This is a genomic window from Amantichitinum ursilacus (genome assembly GCF_001294205.1).
Taxonomy (GTDB): Bacteria; Pseudomonadota; Gammaproteobacteria; order Burkholderiales; family Chitinibacteraceae; genus Amantichitinum; species Amantichitinum ursilacus.
In genome coordinates, this window is sequence record NZ_LAQT01000037.1 from 112,674 (window position 1) to 128,405 (window position 15,732).

At 61.2% G+C, this 15,732-nt stretch carries 16 protein-coding genes; 6 read left to right on the forward strand and 10 right to left on the reverse strand.

What is annotated here, in order from left to right; translation table 11 throughout:
* Positions 1-37 precede the first annotated feature (37 nt).
* Genes WG78_RS20640 through WG78_RS20660 form a run of 5 tightly spaced genes read right to left on the reverse strand, consistent with a single transcriptional unit; the run spans position 38 to position 7,434 of the window.
* Positions 38-1,360, reverse strand: a complete 1,323-nt coding sequence (locus WG78_RS20640; protein ID WP_053939731.1) for an NAD(P)/FAD-dependent oxidoreductase — start codon at positions 1,358-1,360, stop codon at positions 38-40.
* Positions 1,357-2,400 (reverse strand): lysylphosphatidylglycerol synthase transmembrane domain-containing protein, encoded by a 1,044-nt coding sequence (locus WG78_RS20645; RefSeq protein WP_053939732.1) that lies wholly within the window; start codon positions 2,398-2,400, stop codon positions 1,357-1,359. Before WG78_RS20645 ends, WG78_RS20640 begins: the two co-directional genes overlap by 4 nt.
* Positions 2,397-3,407, reverse strand: coding sequence for a glycosyltransferase family 2 protein (locus WG78_RS20650; RefSeq protein ID WP_053939733.1), 1,011 nt, complete (start codon positions 3,405-3,407; stop codon positions 2,397-2,399). Before WG78_RS20650 ends, WG78_RS20645 begins: the two co-directional genes overlap by 4 nt.
* Positions 3,392-5,410 (reverse strand): DUF2298 domain-containing protein, encoded by a 2,019-nt coding sequence (locus tag WG78_RS20655; protein WP_053939734.1) that lies wholly within the window; start codon positions 5,408-5,410, stop codon positions 3,392-3,394. The genes WG78_RS20650 and WG78_RS20655 overlap by 16 nt, the downstream gene beginning before the upstream one ends.
* Positions 5,410-7,434: a DUF2298 domain-containing protein gene (locus WG78_RS20660; protein ID WP_053939735.1), complete on the reverse strand. Its 2,025-nt coding sequence runs from the start codon at positions 7,432-7,434 to the stop codon at positions 5,410-5,412. The genes WG78_RS20655 and WG78_RS20660 overlap by 1 nt, the downstream gene beginning before the upstream one ends.
* Before the next feature lie 249 nt (positions 7,435-7,683).
* Here WG78_RS20660 and WG78_RS20665 point away from each other — a divergent pair, with 249 nt between their 5' ends.
* Entirely contained in the window at positions 7,684-7,947 is a 264-nt protein-coding gene (locus WG78_RS20665; protein WP_053939736.1) for a YkgJ family cysteine cluster protein, read from the forward strand.
* Between the two features lie 75 nt (positions 7,948-8,022).
* Here the strand turns inward: WG78_RS20665 and WG78_RS20670 are convergent, their stop codons facing one another.
* Entirely contained in the window at positions 8,023-8,763 is a 741-nt protein-coding gene (locus WG78_RS20670; protein ID WP_161805173.1) for an alanyl-tRNA editing protein, read from the reverse strand.
* A 361-nt stretch (positions 8,764-9,124) separates the two neighbouring features.
* Between WG78_RS20670 and WG78_RS20675 the strand changes: the two genes are divergently transcribed.
* From WG78_RS20675 to WG78_RS20685, 3 genes are read left to right on the forward strand one after another with little or no spacing between them, the layout of a single operon-like run.
* Positions 9,125-9,802 (forward strand): CsgG/HfaB family protein, encoded by a 678-nt coding sequence (locus WG78_RS20675; protein ID WP_053939738.1) that lies wholly within the window; start codon positions 9,125-9,127, stop codon positions 9,800-9,802.
* A 43-nt stretch (positions 9,803-9,845) separates the two neighbouring features.
* On the forward strand, positions 9,846-10,217 hold the full coding sequence (locus WG78_RS20680) for a DUF4810 domain-containing protein (protein WP_053939801.1): 372 nt from the start codon (positions 9,846-9,848) through the stop codon (positions 10,215-10,217).
* Positions 10,217-10,888 (forward strand): DUF799 domain-containing protein, encoded by a 672-nt coding sequence (locus WG78_RS20685; protein ID WP_152969334.1) that lies wholly within the window; start codon positions 10,217-10,219, stop codon positions 10,886-10,888. The genes WG78_RS20680 and WG78_RS20685 overlap by 1 nt, the downstream gene beginning before the upstream one ends.
* A gap of 440 nt (positions 10,889-11,328) precedes the next feature.
* Here WG78_RS20685 and WG78_RS20690 read toward each other — a convergent pair whose 3' ends face one another.
* The 3 genes from WG78_RS20690 to WG78_RS22780 are packed head-to-tail and all read right to left on the reverse strand — an operon-like array spanning position 11,329 to position 13,203.
* Positions 11,329-11,745 carry an ExbD/TolR family protein gene (locus WG78_RS20690; RefSeq protein ID WP_053939739.1) on the reverse strand — a complete coding sequence of 139 codons (417 nt, stop codon included), beginning with the start codon at positions 11,743-11,745 and terminating at the stop codon, positions 11,329-11,331.
* Positions 11,746-11,751: 6 nt separating this feature from the next.
* A complete protein-coding gene (locus tag WG78_RS20695; protein ID WP_053939740.1) occupies positions 11,752-12,495 on the reverse strand; it encodes a MotA/TolQ/ExbB proton channel family protein in 744 nt (247 codons plus the stop codon).
* Between the two features lie 45 nt (positions 12,496-12,540).
* The gene (locus tag WG78_RS22780) at positions 12,541-13,203 is read right to left on the reverse strand and encodes an energy transducer TonB (protein ID WP_053939741.1); all 663 of its coding nucleotides are present in this window, start codon (positions 13,201-13,203) and stop codon (positions 12,541-12,543) included.
* Positions 13,204-13,398: 195 nt separating this feature from the next.
* Between WG78_RS22780 and WG78_RS20705 the strand changes: the two genes are divergently transcribed.
* On the forward strand, positions 13,399-14,058 hold the full coding sequence (locus WG78_RS20705; protein WP_201782508.1) for a PepSY-associated TM helix domain-containing protein: 660 nt from the start codon (positions 13,399-13,401) through the stop codon (positions 14,056-14,058).
* Positions 14,059-14,106: 48 nt separating this feature from the next.
* Entirely contained in the window at positions 14,107-14,598 is a 492-nt protein-coding gene (locus WG78_RS20710) for a M48 family metallopeptidase (protein WP_236692091.1), read from the forward strand.
* A gap of 90 nt (positions 14,599-14,688) precedes the next feature.
* On the opposite strand, the gene ilvC is transcribed toward WG78_RS20710, so the two are convergent.
* On the reverse strand, positions 14,689-15,705 hold the full coding sequence (ilvC, locus tag WG78_RS20715; RefSeq protein ID WP_053939743.1) for a ketol-acid reductoisomerase: 1,017 nt from the start codon (positions 15,703-15,705) through the stop codon (positions 14,689-14,691).
* Between the last annotated feature and the right edge of the window lie 27 nt (positions 15,706-15,732).

The following is a 15,732-nucleotide window of genomic DNA, read 5'->3' on the forward strand; positions in this document are numbered from 1 at the left end:
CTTCTCTTTGGCTTTGGATGGTGGGTCCTGACCCACCCTACAACTTTTGCGCGACAGCGCGGCCGGCTTTGCGGCCTTCGCGCACGGCGTAGTTGGTGCCGCGGTCTTCGGGGTAGATCTGCGCCATCGAAGCGATGGTCAGCCCAGGCGCCGGGCCCTCGCTGGCCGGGATCAGATTGCTGTAATGCTGCTCCACCACCGGCTGCGAATAGCGCGCACGCCACACGTGATGCTTGAGTACCCAGGCCGGATCGAACGCCGGAAACATCTTTTTAAGCCACGGCGTGGCAAAGGCCAGCATCTCATCAGCGCTCATGCTGTACATGGCGTCGGTGTGCGGCAGATATCGGGAGAGATACACAATATGGCGGCCGCCGTAGTCGCTGGGGCGTTCAAAGTTGGTGTGTTCAATCACGGCCACAAACGGGAAAGTCGGGTCGTTGACGTTCAGCCAATAGGTGGTGGACAAGCTGCGTTCCAGCTCCAGCACCAGGCACACATTCGACAGATAGTTGATGCGCCGCATCTGCGCCAGCCACGGCGCGGGCGCCCAGTCTTCTGCCATATCGGCAATCAAGGGCAAGGCGGGTGTGGCGATCAGTTGTTCGGCCACCAGCTCGCCCGCGCTGGTTTCCAGCCGGAAGCAACCGCCCGTTTGCGGGGTAAAGCGGTGTACGGCCGTGCTGGTCAGCACCTGGCCACCGGCGGCGCGGATGCCCTCGGCCATGGCTTCGGCCAGCGCGACAAAGCCACCCTTGAAGTACGCCAGCCGCTCTTCGCCGCCTTTGCCGCGACTGCCGCCGCGCAGCTTGAGCTTGTTCCAGAACCACACGGCCGAAATCTGATCGGCCACCGCGCCGAACTTGCCTTTGAGCAGCGGTTCCCACACCACGCGGTACACCTTTTCACCGCCCAGCTCTTTTAACCATTGCGATGCGGTTTTGTGTTCCAGCTCCATCCAGTTTTCGACTTTGCGCGCGCGCAAGGCCAGCAAGCCCAGCCGCACGCGGTCGGCCATCGGCAGCGGCGTAAAGCGCAGCAAATCCATCGGCGTGGAAAGCTTGAAGAAATGGTTGCCGTACCACACGCCGGTATTGGTGGGATTGATCGACACGCGATCGTGCAGGCCCAGCTCATCAATCAACGTCATCACTTCGAGGTCGTTGGTAAACCAGTGGTGATAAAAGCGGTCCAGCTTGTGGCCTTGCACATCAAACGCGCCGGCCAGGCCGCCCAGTTCGGCATCGGCCTCCAGCACCGTCACCGCAACGCCGGCGCGCGCAAGCTCCCACGCTGCCGACAAGCCTGTAAAACCACCGCCGATGACGGCGACGCGCGTAGAAGAAGGGAGTGCGGTCACGAGGTCTTTCCAGAAGAGGCCGGGCGCGCTTTGGCCACGGGCCGGATAATTAGATACAACCCGCCCATCAAGGTGGGCGGCAGCCACAACAGCAAATGCACCAGCAGCGCAAACGCAGTGGCAGGCGTGGCGGCATTGCCCAGCGTGGTCATGGCGTGGCGGGCAAAGTAATCAAAGGTGCCGACATAGCCGGGCGTGGACGGAATCAGCGTGGCCAGGGTGCCCACCGGCAAGGCCAGCCAGGCGGCGGCAGGGTGGCTTAGATCGGCCAGCGCCAGCGCGGCAAACCAGTACACGCAGCCTTCACATAACCAGGCGCCCAGCGACAAAGCTAGCAACCGCAGCATGGTGCCGCCTTTGGCCAGTTGCGCCAGCGTGCGCAGGCCCAGATCGACCTCGGCGCGCAGCCTGGCGGCGATGCGCGGGGCAAAGCGGCCAATCATTGCCACCACCGCGCGCGCCAATGGCGCAAACGCTTGCGGAAACACCAGCAAAATCAGAATGGCCAACGCCACGCCCAGCAGAAAACCTGCGCCAACCCCGGCAAAGCTGGCCGCTTCCAGCCCGAACAGGGCGAGGGCCACGCCCAGCATCACCAGCAGCAACAGCAAATCCAGCAAGCGCTCGACAAACAAGGTGGCCAGCACGCCCCCCGGACTGACCCCCAGGCGCTGGTTAAATCCAAACGCACGCAACACATCGCCCGCCCGCAACGGCAGCACATTATTGGCGGCAAAGCTGGCCATAAACGGCCCGGCGCAACGCCACCAGCTGATCTCGGGCCGCGCGGGTTTCAGCATGGTTTGCCAGCGCGCAATGCGCAGCGCGTAGCCGATGCCAAACAGCACCAGCGCGGCAAGCACGTCCATCGGGTTGGCGGTGGCAAACGCCTGCAGCAATTCGCCCGGATTGACGTTGCGGCCGATCAACCAGACAAACGCCAGCGCAATCACCGCGCCTATCAGCGGGCGCAGCTTGGATTTGCGCGGCTTGGGCGGGGGCGTTGTGGTTTCGGCGCCGCTGTAATCCGGCAGCGTCATCGACGGTCACCCACCGGACTGCGGCTGAATAACGGTTCTTGTGCGCGGGCCTGGTAGCCCACGTATTCCTGCACCACATACAGTGGGCGACGTTTGACCTCGCCGTAGATGCGGCCGATGTATTCGCCCAGGATGCCCACGCACACCAGTTGCACGCCGCCGAGGAACAACACGGCAATCATCAGCGCGGTCCAGCCTTCCACCCAGATATTGGTAAACACGCGCAGCCACAGCGCATAAATAATCCCCAGCATGGATACCGCCGCCGCCGCCATACCCAGCCCCATCGCCATCTGCAGCGGTTTGGTGGAAAACGACAAGATGCCGTCGGTGGCAAAGCGCAGCATTTTGCGCAGCGGATATTTGCTGACACCCGCCAACCGTGGCGCGCGTTGGTAGGGCAGGGCCGTCTGTTTAAAGCCAGCCCAACTGACCATGCCGCGCACAAAGCGGTCGCGCTCGGGCATGGCGCGCAGTACATCGACCACGCGGCGGCTCATCAAGCGGAAGTCGCCGGTATCCAGCGGAATCGGCACATCCGACAGCTTGTTCAGCAGACGATAAAACTGGCGCGCGCTAGCCAGCTTGAACGCCGATTCGCCCGGGCGTTCGGTGCGCGTGCCGTACACCACGTCGTAGCCTTCGCGCCACTTGGCCAGCATCAAACGCATCACGTCCGGCGGGTCTTGCAGATCGGCGTCGATGATGATGACGGCGTCGCCGCGCGCGGCATCCATGCCGGCGGTGACGGCAATCTGGTGGCCAAAGTTGCGCGCCAGGCCCACCACGCGGATGCGCGCATCCTGTTCGCCCAGCAACTTGAGCACGCTGCGGGTGCTGTCGCGGCTGCCGTCGTCGACAAATACCAGCTCGGTGTCGGTATCGGCGGCCACGCTGTCGCAGAACATGCGCAACTGGCGCGCGGTTTCGGCGATGACCGGGTCTTCGTTATAACAAGGCACCACCACCGACAGCAGCGGGCGCGGCGCGTTTACCGACGTATCCATAGGCCTACCTGTGAGTTGGTATCTGCAAAAAACGGGTGCCAGCTGTACTGGCTGCTGATTGCGGTGTTGATGTTTTGCCAGGCGGCCAGGCCCGCCGCCGAATCGACGCGCGTCCATGCCACATAACGCACGTGGTTAACGCTGAGCCAGTCCAGCGCATCGGGCAACGCGCCTTTGTAAAACAGTTTGGTGCGATCCGATTGCATCCAGACATCGGCCGGCGCGGCGTGCCACAGGCTGACGTGATTGGGCCAGCCCTGCATTTCGATCTGGCCCGAGAACAAAGCCAGCAGCGTCTGGTTGGTGTACGCATCGCCCGTCACGTTTTCCAGCAAAATGCCACGCGGGGCCACGCTGAGGAAATTGACCATATCGCGCATCGGCGCATCGGCGGTAAAGCCGCTGGCACCATTCATGCGGCCCATGTCGCCCTTGGGGGTGGCCCACCAGTAATACGCGGTGTCGTAGCCGTAGCAAACCGTGATCAGCAGCAGCGCGGCCAACGCCACGCCACGGATCCAGCGCCGGGCGCTGGCCAAAGCGATGCCGCCCAAGGCCAACAGCGCGCCACTCCACATCCAGCCCCACCATTTCATCGTGGTGTTGGTGCGGGTGAACTTGCCGCCGGACGGATCTTGCACGTAGATAAATTCGCTGAGGATCAGCATCGCGCCAAACGCCAGCACCAGCATCAGCGCAAACGGACGGGTGCGACGTTCAAACAAAGCCAGCACCAGCAACAGCAATAGCGGCCACATCAACGCCACATAACGCAGCAACGGCGTGTGATCCATCCATTTAACCAGGTGGATGGGCGTATTGATGGCCTGGTTGGCCAGTCCGCTTAGATAGGGGTAGACCAGCACGGCGCTGATCAAACCGCCGGCCACCAGCGCGGCCCAATCGGGCGGTCGTTTTTGCAGATAACGCCAGCCTGTCCACGCCGCCTGCAGCACCAGCGCAAACGGAAAAATCCACGTGTTGGTGATCAGCATCAGCGGCAAGGTGGCTGGCAAAAGCGCCTGCGCCAGGCGGGGGTGGCGGCAAGCGGCGGGCGCGACTTCTAACCACGCCAGCAAGGCCAGCGGCAAGAACAGCAGCAGAAAGCTGCCCAGCGGCGGATGGTAATCGCCCAGAAAATACTGATAGCCGAAGTTTTCCATCGGCAGATCGCGCGCTTCAAAATCAGGCGTGGGTTTGCTTTGATCGGTGAGCGGCGGAAACACGCTGCGGCCCAGCTCGGTGCCGAAGGCGGCGATGCGCGTGTCGTAGCTGCCAATAAAGCGCGCGCTGGCCCACATGTGGTCGTTGGCGTTCCATTCGGGCGGGTTATTGGGCTGATCGTTAACCACCAGATGGATTAGCGGCGAAATGCCCGTGCCACCGATCATGACCGCGGCCACCAGCACCACGCGCGGCAGTCGCGTTTTGATCAGGCGGCTGGCAAAGTCCCACGCCAGCGTGGCCGAGAGCGCCATCACCAATACAAAAGCGATGTTGTAGGCAAAGCCCGCATTCCAGCCCAGCAGACGGCCCATCAGCGCCGCGCCGTAATGCTCGAAGGCGTAGTAGAAATCAAAGCGATGCGGCGGATACCAGATATCGAGCGGTGGCAGCGTGTCGCCCGGATAGTAGTTCTGCATGAAATACAGATCGGTTACGCGCTCGGACGTGGGGTAGATGGTGGGGAACAGGAATTTCCAGATCAGCCCATAGGCAAACGCCACGCCTAACACCACTTCGCCGCGCCAGAACGGCGAGCTGTTCCAGCGCGGGCGTTCCCACCAGACGATGGCGGCGGCGATGGCGGCGGTAAACGGCCACAGCCAGTTGATATTGCCCAGCCCGCAAAAATGCTCGAACGCGCAGACGACCAGCGTAATGCCCAGCACGCCCACCACGCGCGCCAACGGATACGGCAGCACGCGGCCAAACAGCAGCGTGACGCCCGCCAGATGCAGCCACAGCAGCGCAATGCTGCCCAGCAAGAAAATCATCGCCATCAGCGGCGCTCCCACAGGCCGACTTCCTGCCCGTTATTGTTATTGAACGCGCGCCAGATGTACTGGCTGGAGAGCGCGCTTTTCATGCGCTCGAAGGCGGCGGCGTCGCGTTGCTGGTCGGTCTGGCTCCAGATGATGTAGCGAATGCGATGGTCCGCAGCCCAGCGTGCCGCATCGGGCAAACCGCCGTGATACAGCGCGCGCACCATATCGGCATCGCGGCTGATAAACCACGGCTGATTGCGCCACAGACCTTCGTGGTCCGGCCAACCCAGCGCCGACGGCTGGCCACTGTGCAAGGCATATGCGCCGTGCACGCTATAGCTGCCGGCATCCAGGCCCTCCAGCACCAGACCGCGCGGTGCATTGCGCAGATAAGTAATGATGCTGCGCGCACCTTGTTGCTCGTATAGCCAGCCTTCGCCTGCCAGACGGCCCGCATGCGTTTTGGGGTGATACGCCCAGTACTGCGCTTGCGGCAGCAGATAAACGCACACGGCCAGCAACGGTACCCACGCCAGCGCGCGCCGCAACTTGCATTGCAGCGACAACGCAAATATCCCCAGCACCGCCAGGGCGGCCGGATACAACCACGACCACCATTTGATCACCGCGTTAAAGCGGTTGTAGCGCCCGCCGTTGGGATCATCGACAAACAGGATTTCAGTGATGGCCAATAACAGCACCACGCCCCATGCCGCCCACCAGCTGCCGCGCGCTTTCGGGCCCGCGCTGAGCGTAAGCACCAGCAGCCACAGCACCGGCCACCATAAGGCCAGAAACTGGCGCATCGGCGTGTGATCTTCCGGCTGCACCAGCCGGATCGGCGTGCCCAAGGCATTGGGGGCGAAATGAGTAAGAAAGGGGTAGATGGCCACCGCGCCCGCCACCAGTCCGGCCAGCAAAGCGCGCCAGGCCAGGCCTTGCGGCGTACGCCATTGCCACAACGCCCATCCCAGCACCATCAGGCCTTGTAGCGGCAGCGTCCATGGGTTGAGGGCCAGCAACACCGGCTGCGCCAGCCCGATCAGAAAGGTGAGTGTGCTGGCGCTGGGGTGGGCATCATCCAACGCGGGTGCTGGCGGTTCTATGGTTGCGCTGGATGCCGCACGCCGCGCGCGCCATGCCACGGCGCCCATCAAACCCAGCGTGAGGAACAACAGCGCAAAGCCCCCCATCGGCGGATGCAGATCTCCCAGATAGGTGTAATACGACAGGGTTTCGAGGGGCAGATCGCGCGGCTCGGTGCCCGCTTCGGCCGGGGGAAACAGCGCGCGGCCCACGCTGGTGTTGACCTGCTGGTCGTACAGACCGACAAAGCGCGTGTTGCTCCACAATCGCGTGACGGCGCTGGCGTCGTCATGCGGCAGGTCATAGATGAATGGAATCAGCGGTGCCACGCCGGTGCCGCCCACCAGGACAGCGGCTGCCAGCAACAAGCGCGGGGCGCGCGCATTCAGCCGGCGACGCGACAGGCTCCACACCAGCGAACCAATCAGGCCAAACGTGGTGCAAAAGCCCAGGTTCATGGCGCGGCCGGCATCAAGATGTAAAAAGCGCGCCTGCAACGCCGCAGCGTAATGCAGGAAGCCGTAATACATATCAAAGCGATAGCCAGGCAGCCATTGATCCGGCGGCGGCAAAGTCTGGCCGGGCAGGTAGTTGGCGATGAAGAACAGATCGGTTAAATGCTCGGATTGCGCATCCAGATCCGGAAACACAAAGCGCCACGCCAGCGCCAGCAAAAACGCCAGCACAAACGGATATTGCGCTTCCCACCACGCGGCCGAACGCGCCACATCGCGCAGCACGATCACGCTGAGCACGGTGCACACGGGCCAGGCCCAGGCCAGCGAACCCAGTCCGACAAAATGTTCAACAAAAAACAGCGCCAGGCACAGCGCCAGCACACCCACTGCGCGCGCCAGATCGATATCCGGCAAGCGACGCTGCGCAAGGTGCGCCAGCCCCGCCAGGTTAACCCAGAGCAGCGCGAGCGTAAGCCCCAGGGCAATCATGCCCATGATCCATCCTCCTGATTGGCCGGCAACGCAGCGTCAGTCGCCGGGTTATCCCGGTCTGCCGCGCTGCTTTTGAATTACGTCCGGCTTTCTATCATGCCCATCCGCAGGCTCCAACCTGCAAGACGGCTTTTTTTGTGCTGGCAAGCGTACACCAACCCGCGTCAGCTGCGCATGTGAAGCGTGCTGCGCTGTGGCGTGCTGGATGGATGGCACTTGCCACGCCGCCGACGGCGCGGTCCAATCGCGCCCATGTCTTTATCCTGCCGACCGGGCTGCGGCGCGTGCTGCATCGCCCCTTCCATCACCAGCCCCATTCCGGGCATGCCGCAGGGCAAGCCCGCTGGCGTGCCCTGCATCAACCTGCTGCCGGACGCGCGCTGTGGCATTTTCGGCCACCCGCAACGGCCCGCGTTTTGCGCGGGACTGCAGCCTTCTGAAGAAATGTGCGCGGATAGCGCGCCAGCGGCGCTGCGTTGGCTGACGCAGCTTGAGGTGGCGACCCGGCCGGGGTGAGTGATGGCCGGGCCGCGGCGGTGAATGTTGCCTTTTTGGCAACGGTCGTAGCCAGAAAGGCAACGATTGATCGTTTTACTCCTCCTGATCTTCCTCAAACGCCAACGTAATCCGCACCGCCTGGTTATTTACGCGCTCTATGCCGTTGCAGCGCACGCGGCCGATCTGGCTGGTGCGTTTAACGTGGGGGCCGCCGCACGGCAGCACGGTCAGTCCGGCGATATCCACCACGCGGATCGGGTCGCTGCCCATGCGTTCTGCGCTGCTGAGATATCGCGCGATGTCGGGTTTTTTTAGCGCCGCATTGTGCTCAAGCCAGCGCGGCCGCACCGGCAGGTCGCGCGCGATCAGTTCATTCATTTTGCCCGTCAGCGTTTCGGTGTCGATCGGGCCTTTGGGCTGGGCGAAATCGACAAAGCCCATGCGGGCGGTGACCGCGCTGGCTTGCACTTCAGTGGGCACCACGGCGCAGAGCAAATGCAGCGCGGTGTGCATGCGCATGTGGCGCAGGCGGCGGATCCAGTCCACTTGCAACGTCACACTGGCGCCGGGGGCGAGGCCCAGCACGGCTTGCTCGGGCAGATGCAGGATCAGGCCCGGCTCTTCGCGGTCAACGCGCGTATCAACGATGCGCACCGCGCCGCCGTCGGCGTTGTGCAGCCAGCCCACATCACCCGGCAGATCGGCATGGCGCGGGCAGAAGATGGTGCGATCCAGCACGATGCTGCCGTCGGTATGGCAGCCCAGCACCTGCGCGCTGGCTTCCATCAAAGTGGGCTCTTCTTCAAACAACCTTTGGGTGCGGCTTCGGGTCATGGCGGTCTCGGCAGGGGGCGGAAGGGGAAGGAAATGGCAGTCTGGCCAGGATGCCTGCGCAGTTTGTTGACGGCAGTCAACATCGACACAGAACGACATCGGTAGGGTGCGGGTCTGGTTGTAACGGTGACAGGCTTTGCCAGCGGGGCTGAATATTGCTTACAACATGCTGTTGTTTTAATCGCAATAAAGGCAAAATTCGCCAGATTTGGGCAAAATTCCGAATATCAGCATGTTATAATTTACAAGATTTTTGATTTTCGCTTACGGCTTGTAGGGCGGGCTGCTACATCGCTTTTGATACGTCCTGATACGGCCCCAGGCACGTGGTTTTTGATGAACAACACAGGTTTTATCCAGAATGACTAAATTTTCGTTTGCTTTGCCCGTTATCGCTGCGGCCAGCTTGCTGGCAGGCTGCGCCACCGAAACGTCGCGTACCGTGCCAGTGGCCAAAGTGGAATCGGCCAGCGTGGCCTACGCGGGCAAGCGCGCACCGATTGCGGTGGGCAAGTTTGATAATCGTTCGAGCTATATGCGTGGCATTTTCTCGGACAACGTTGACCGTCTGGGCAGCCAGGCCAAGACCATCCTGATTACTCATTTGCAGCAGACCAACCGCTTTAGCGTGCTTGAGCGCGACAACATGGATGAGATCAAGCAAGAAGCAGCCATCCAGAACAAGGCGCAAAAACTGAAGGGCGCGGATTACGTGATCACCGGCGATGTGACCGAGTTTGGCCGCAAAGAAACCGGCGACATGCAGCTGTTTGGCCTGTTGGGCCGTGGTAAATCGCAAGTGGCCTATGCCAAGGTGGCGCTGAATGTGGTGAACACGCAGACGTCCGAGGTGGTGTATTCGGTGCAAGGCGCGGGCGAATATGCGCTCGACAACCGCGAAGTGCTCGGCTTTGGTGGCACTGCCAGCTATGACTCGACACTGAACGGCAAGGTGCTGGATCTGGCGATCCGCGAAGCAGTAAACAACCTGGTGGCTGGCGTTACCGCAGGCGCCTGGCAACCCACTGCTGCTAATTGAGCGTCGCGCTTCCTAATCCGATTTACGTACCAGGTTGATGTTCATGTCGATTGTTAAAGCCAGTAAAGCGGCGGCGTTGTGCGCCGTCGCCGCGGTGAGCCTGTTGTCAGGCTGCGCCGCACAACAAAAGCCCCTGTATGGCTGGGGCCATTACCAACAAAACGTTTATTCGTATTTCAAATCCACGGACGGCGATACCACCGCCCAGGTCACCGAGCTGGAAGCCGATCTGCAAAAGATGCTGGCCACGGGCGAAGCGGTGCCGCCGGGCTATCACGCGCATATGGGCTTGCTGTACGCCAAATCGGGCCGCATGGAACTGACGCAGCGCGAATTCGAAACCGAGAAAAAACTGTATCCGGAATCCACCGCGTATATGGATTTTCTGCTGCGTAATTTCTCGAAGAAGGATTAATGATGCGTTTCAGCTCGATCAAGGCGCTGGCCGCCGCCGCCGTATTGGCCATGCTGGCCACGGGTTGCGCCAAGCCCACCCAGTCCTACGATTACACCGCGTTTAAACGCAGCAAACCCGCGTCGATTCTGGTGCTGCCGCCGGTTAACAAATCGCCTGATGTGAATGCCACCTACGGCATGCTGGCGCAGATGACGCGTCCGCTGGCCGAGGCCGGCTATTACGTGGTGCCGGTGGCGCTGGTTGATGAAACCTTCAAGCGTAACGGCGTGGTTAACCCGGATGAGATGCAGTCCATCGGCATCGATAAACTGCGCCAGACCTACGGCGCGGACGCTGCGCTGTATGTTGAAGTGGAAAAATACGGTTCGTCGTATTACGTGATCGGTAGCGAAGTCACCGTGGTGGCCAGCGCTCGCCTGGTGGATCTGCGCAATGGCGACGTACTGTGGACGCATCGCGCCTCGGCCTCCAGCGCCGAGCAGAACAACAACAGCGGCGGAGGTTTGATCGGCATGCTGGTGACCGCAGCCGTCAAGCAAGTGATGAACACGCTGTCGGACCGCACGTTTGACTATGCCGGTGTGGCCAGCAACCGCCTGGTGGCGCAAGGCCAACCAGACGGCATGCTGTATGGCCCGCGCTCGCCGCGTTATGTCAAAGAGCAATAACGCCGGGCTGCCGACGTTCGGCTGAAGTTGAAAGCCCTCGCTGCGTTTGCGCGAGGGCTTTTTTGTGGCTGGATAAGTCGGGCATCGCAAGTGCGGGTCGGATCACAGAGGGGTTATAACGCACGCGGCGTATCCAGACGCGGCGACCACTGCAATTGCTAATGAAACTACTCATAGGGTGGGTCTAGACCCACCGACTAAAGCTATAGAAAGGATGCAAAGAAAGTGGGGCTCATCAGCGGCTTTGAGTGGTGGGTCTAGACCCACCCTATGTTTGCTGTGCGCCAAGTTGCGCACTTTGACGCTCGCTTGGCATGTTGGCATGCGCACGGAACACGGGCTGGGTCAGCAAACCCCACACAGATTAAGGCCAATTGAGCGGCATAAAAAAAAACGCCCGGGCGGGACGCTTTTTTTTGGGGCGACTGGACAACGTCTCCTTACTGCGGATCGGGCTCAGTCACAAAGCCCAACTTCTGCACGCCAGCCGACTGGATGGCGGCCATCGCTTTCGCCACAAACTCGTACGGCACCTTGCGATCGCCACGCAGGCGGATATTGGGTTGCGGGTCTTTGCGCGCGATTTCGGCCAGTCTGGTTTTGAACTCGGCATCAGTCAGTCTGGCTTCGTCCCAATAGATGGAGCCATCGGTGACCACCGAGATATTCACCGTTTGTGGTTTAACGATTTCGGGCTGGTTGGCGGCGCGTGGCAGGTCAACTTTAACCGCGTGCGTCAGTACCGGCACCGTCAGCATAAAGATGATGAGCAACACCAACATGACGTCGACCAGCGGCGTCATATTGATTTCGCTCATGACTTCGCCGCTATCCCCAATCGATTTGCTGAAGGCCATGGCGTGTTACTCCGCGCGTTTGGTTTGGCCGTTCACCACGGCCAGTTGCGGGCGGCCACCTTGCTGCTCGCGCGCTACCGGTGCGCCGGTCACAAAGTAGGCGTGCAGATCTTGCGCAAAGCGGTTGAGCTTGCCCACCACGGCGCGGTTGCCGCGGACCAACGCGTTGTAGGCCAGCACGGCGGGGATGGCGACGGCCAGACCGAAAGCGGTCATCACCAGCGATTCGCCAACCGGGCCGGCGATCTTGTCGATGCTGGCGGCGCCGGCAGCGGAGATGCCGATCAGCGCGTGGTAGATGCCCCACACCGTGCCGAACAAGCCTACAAACGGCGCCGTGCTACCTACCGACGCCAGGATGGACAGGCCGCGTTGCATGCGCTCGGTGCCTTCTTCGATGGCGCCATTCAAGCAGCTGATCAGCCAGTCCGACAGCGCCAGTTGGCCATGCAGATCGGCCTGGTTTTCTTTGTGGTGCGAAACCGCCGCCTGGCTTTCCAGCGCCAGCAGACGGAACGGATTGTCTTCGGCCTTGCCCGTCAGCAGCGCCAGACCTTCGTCGAAACGATGCGCATGCCAGAAGCCGTGGGCCGCCGCGGCGCGACGGCGGTTGGCGATGACGCGCAAGGTATGGGTGACGATCACGTACCAACTGGCCACCGACATGATCAGCAAAATGGCGGCGATGGTATGGGTGATGAAATCGCCTTGTGCCCACAGGTGGGACAGGCTGAATTGCTGCGGTTGCATGGGGGAGGTCTCCTTGTTTATCTGATTCGGCGGGCGGGGCGGCGCTTATTGCGCGTCGACCAACGAAAATCTGACGGGCAGGCCGTACCACATCGCGATCGGCTGGCCGCCTTGTTTGGCAGGCGTGAACTTCCACTTGCGCACGGCGTCGAGCGCGGCGTTGTCCAGGCGCGAATAGCCGCTGCTTTGCTTGACGCGGATATCGCCCACCAGACCATCGACGCGCACATATACCTCCAGCATCACCACGCCTTCTTCGGCCAGCTTGCGCGAAATGGCGGGATACACCGGCTGGCGATTGCCGCTGGCGCTGGCTTCCACGCGCGGTTGCGTCACCGGGGCCGGTTCCGCCGGACGCGGCGGCGCGGGCGGTGCAACGGGCGCCGGGGCTGCGGTCGGTTCTGCTTTGGGTTGCTGCGGTTCGGTCGCCACCTCGTTGGGCTTGGCGACGGGGATCGGGGCAATCGGCTTGGGGACGGGCTGATGCTTGACCACCGGGCGTGGCGCTGGCTGGGGCGGCGGCGGCTGGATTTTGGGCTTGGGCTGTGGGGGCGCAACGACGGGCAGAGGCGCGGGTGTTTCCAGCGTGACGGTGATTTCTTTCGGGGGCACGGGCGGCGCAGTTTGCACCGTATGCAGTAGCGCACCAATTACCAGCAGGTGGGCACCGCTAACCACGCCCAGCCGGATTGCGGTCTGGTGGTTCATCGCTAATGAGAACTACTTGCAATTGGAAACAGCCGACAATAATAATGCGAACAACTCGCATTTGCAAAATTAAGACAAGCAAACGGTACAAGTTGCACAGAAGCCGGCTGTCAAACGCACATGAAATACCTCGCGCAAAATGCATGCCGGGTCGCATTCATCCATGCGCGGCCTGTTTCAATGAATGGGGAATACATGATTGCTGGTTTGCTCGAAGAAAATCACAAGGGGTTTTTGCCCGATCGCCTGCGCAAAGGCAGCTTTTTGAAATGGCTCAAGCGCGTGCATGCCTGGCTGGGTTTGTGGGGCGCAGCGTTGGGGCTGATGTTCGGGGTTTCAGGCTTTTTGCTTAACCATCGTGCGCAGCTGAAAATCAATGCGGTGACGCCCGTGGAAAACACCGTGCAAGTGGCGTTGCCCGATGCCGCGCGCACCGATCCCAAAGCGTTTGCCGAGTGGTTCTCCGGATATACCCAACTGGGCGGCCACGCCAGAACGCGCATCACGCCAGCCAAAGACGTCATCTGGAATAACAACCCGGTGAAGAAGCCTGCCGAATGGCAGGTAACGCTGGCCAAGCCCAACTTTTCGTTGAGCGCCACCTACACCCAAGGCAATCAACTGGTGGAAGTGAAGCGCAGCGAGACCAATTTCTGGGGTGTCATCACCAACCTGCATAAAGGCGTGGGCGCAGGCGTCGCGTGGGTGCTGCTGGTGGATACACTGGCGGGCGCACTGGTTACCTTGTGCATTACCGGGTTTTTGTTGTGGAGCCGCCTGCACGGACCGCGTCTGGTCGCGCTGGGTTTGATCGGTGGGGCAATTGCATGGGGCTGTTGGTCGGTGCTGGCCTGAGCCGGGCCGGGCTTGGCCCGCATGATCGAAACAATGCGGCGCGGTACAATGCGCCGCATGACTGATCTGGTTTATCTCAACGGCTATCCGCCCCACGTGCTTGAACGCGTGAGCGCCATGCTCTCCGAGGGCACGCTGGCGCCCTGGTTGGCGCAACGCTATCCCGAAAAACACAGCGTGCAGACCGACAAGGCGCTGTACGACTTCGCCATCGAACTGAAACAGCGCTATCTAAAGAACGCCGCGCCGCTGGCCAAGGTCCTGTTTGATAACCAGATGGTGCTGGCGGGTGGCACGCTGGGCACCAACACCTTCGCCGCGCGCGTGCAGGGCGGCAATCTCAAACGCAAAAACGAAATCCGCATCGCCAGCCTGTTCCGCCAGGCGCCACCGGAATTTTTGCGCATGATCGTCGTGCACGAACTGGCGCATCTAAAAGAAAAGGACCACAACAAGGCGTTTTATCAGCTGTGCAGCCATATGGAACCGGACTACCACCAGCTGGAGTTTGATCTGCGCCTGTGGCTGACGCTGCGTTAGCGGGCCCCAAAAAAAACACCGTCTGCAGAGGCAGACGGTGTTTTGCAATGCTGCGGGGCTGGCCGCAGCGCGGCAGCCCAACAACTTTGATCAGTTCTTGGATTGATCAACCAGCTTGTTCTTGGCAATCCACGGCATCATGCCACGCAATTGCGCGCCCACCTTCTCGATCGGGTGCTCCGCGTTCAGGCGACGACGCGCGGTCATGGCCGGGTAGTTGGTTTTGCCTTCCAGGATGAACTGCTTGGCGTATTCGCCCGACTGGATGCGATACAGCGCTTTCTTCATGGCTTCTTTGGTCGCAGCGGTCACGACTTCCGGGCCGGTCAGATATTCGCCGTACTCAGCGTTGTTGCTGATCGAGTAGTTCATGTTGGCGATGCCGCCTTCGTACATCAGATCAACAATCAGCTTCAGTTCGTGCAGGCATTCAAAGTAAGCCATTTCCGGGGCGTAGCCGGCTTCGGTCAGGGTTTCGAAGCCTGCCTTAACCAGTTCAACCGCACCGCCACACAGCACGGCTTGTTCGCCGAACAGATCGGTCTCGGTTTCTTCGCGGAAATTGGTTTCGATCACGCCGCCTTTGGTGCCGCCGTTGGCTGCCGCGTACGACAGGGCCACGTCACGCGCCTTGCCCGACTTGTCCTGGTATACCGCGATCAGGCTCGGCACGCCGCCGCCTTTCAGGTATTCCGAACGTACGGTGTGGCCCGGGCCTTTCGGGGCAACCATGATCACGTCCAGATCTGCGCGCGGCACGATCTGGTTGTAATGCACGTTAAAACCGTGAGCAAACGCCAGCGCGGCGCCTTGCTTGATGTTCGGCTCGATGTCGTTCTTGTACACGTCAGGCTGGTTTTCGTCCGGCAGCAGAATCATGACCACGTCAGCGGCTTTGACGGCTTCGGCTACTTCTTTAACCACCAGGCCGGCGTTCTCGGCCTTGGACCACGAAGCGCCATTCTTGCGCAGACCGATGGTGACGTTAACGCCGCTGTCTTTCAGGTTCAGCGCGTGGGCATGGCCTTGCGAGCCGTAGCCGACGATGGTGACTTGTTTACCCTTGATCAGGGAGATGTCGGCGTCTTTATCGTAGAAAACTTTCATTGTGTAGTGCTCCTGACTTGGCTTTGT

Coding starts and splice junctions, on each gene's coding strand:
- WG78_RS20645 (WP_053939732.1), bottom strand. CDS start 2,400: ATGACGCTGCCGGATTACAGCGGCGCCGAAACCACAACGCCCCCGCCC.
- WG78_RS22780 (WP_053939741.1), bottom strand. CDS start 13,203: ATGAACCACCAGACCGCAATCCGGCTGGGCGTGGTTAGCGGTGCCCAC.
- WG78_RS20685 (WP_152969334.1), top strand. CDS start 10,217: ATGATGCGTTTCAGCTCGATCAAGGCGCTGGCCGCCGCCGCCGTATTG.
- WG78_RS20680 (WP_053939801.1), top strand. CDS start 9,846: ATGTCGATTGTTAAAGCCAGTAAAGCGGCGGCGTTGTGCGCCGTCGCC.
- WG78_RS20705 (WP_201782508.1), top strand. CDS start 13,399: ATGATTGCTGGTTTGCTCGAAGAAAATCACAAGGGGTTTTTGCCCGAT.
- WG78_RS20670 (WP_161805173.1), bottom strand. CDS start 8,763: ATGACCCGAAGCCGCACCCAAAGGTTGTTTGAAGAAGAGCCCACTTTG.
- WG78_RS20690 (WP_053939739.1), bottom strand. CDS start 11,745: ATGGCCTTCAGCAAATCGATTGGGGATAGCGGCGAAGTCATGAGCGAA.
- WG78_RS20675 (WP_053939738.1), top strand. CDS start 9,125: ATGACTAAATTTTCGTTTGCTTTGCCCGTTATCGCTGCGGCCAGCTTG.
- WG78_RS20660 (WP_053939735.1), bottom strand. CDS start 7,434: ATGGGCATGATTGCCCTGGGGCTTACGCTCGCGCTGCTCTGGGTTAAC.
- WG78_RS20665 (WP_053939736.1), top strand. CDS start 7,684: ATGTCTTTATCCTGCCGACCGGGCTGCGGCGCGTGCTGCATCGCCCCT.
- WG78_RS20710 (WP_236692091.1), top strand. CDS start 14,107: ATGCGCCGCATGACTGATCTGGTTTATCTCAACGGCTATCCGCCCCAC.
- WG78_RS20650 (WP_053939733.1), bottom strand. CDS start 3,407: ATGGATACGTCGGTAAACGCGCCGCGCCCGCTGCTGTCGGTGGTGGTG.
- WG78_RS20695 (WP_053939740.1), bottom strand. CDS start 12,495: ATGCAACCGCAGCAATTCAGCCTGTCCCACCTGTGGGCACAAGGCGAT.
- ilvC (WP_053939743.1), bottom strand. CDS start 15,705: ATGAAAGTTTTCTACGATAAAGACGCCGACATCTCCCTGATCAAGGGT.
- WG78_RS20655 (WP_053939734.1), bottom strand. CDS start 5,410: ATGGCGATGATTTTCTTGCTGGGCAGCATTGCGCTGCTGTGGCTGCAT.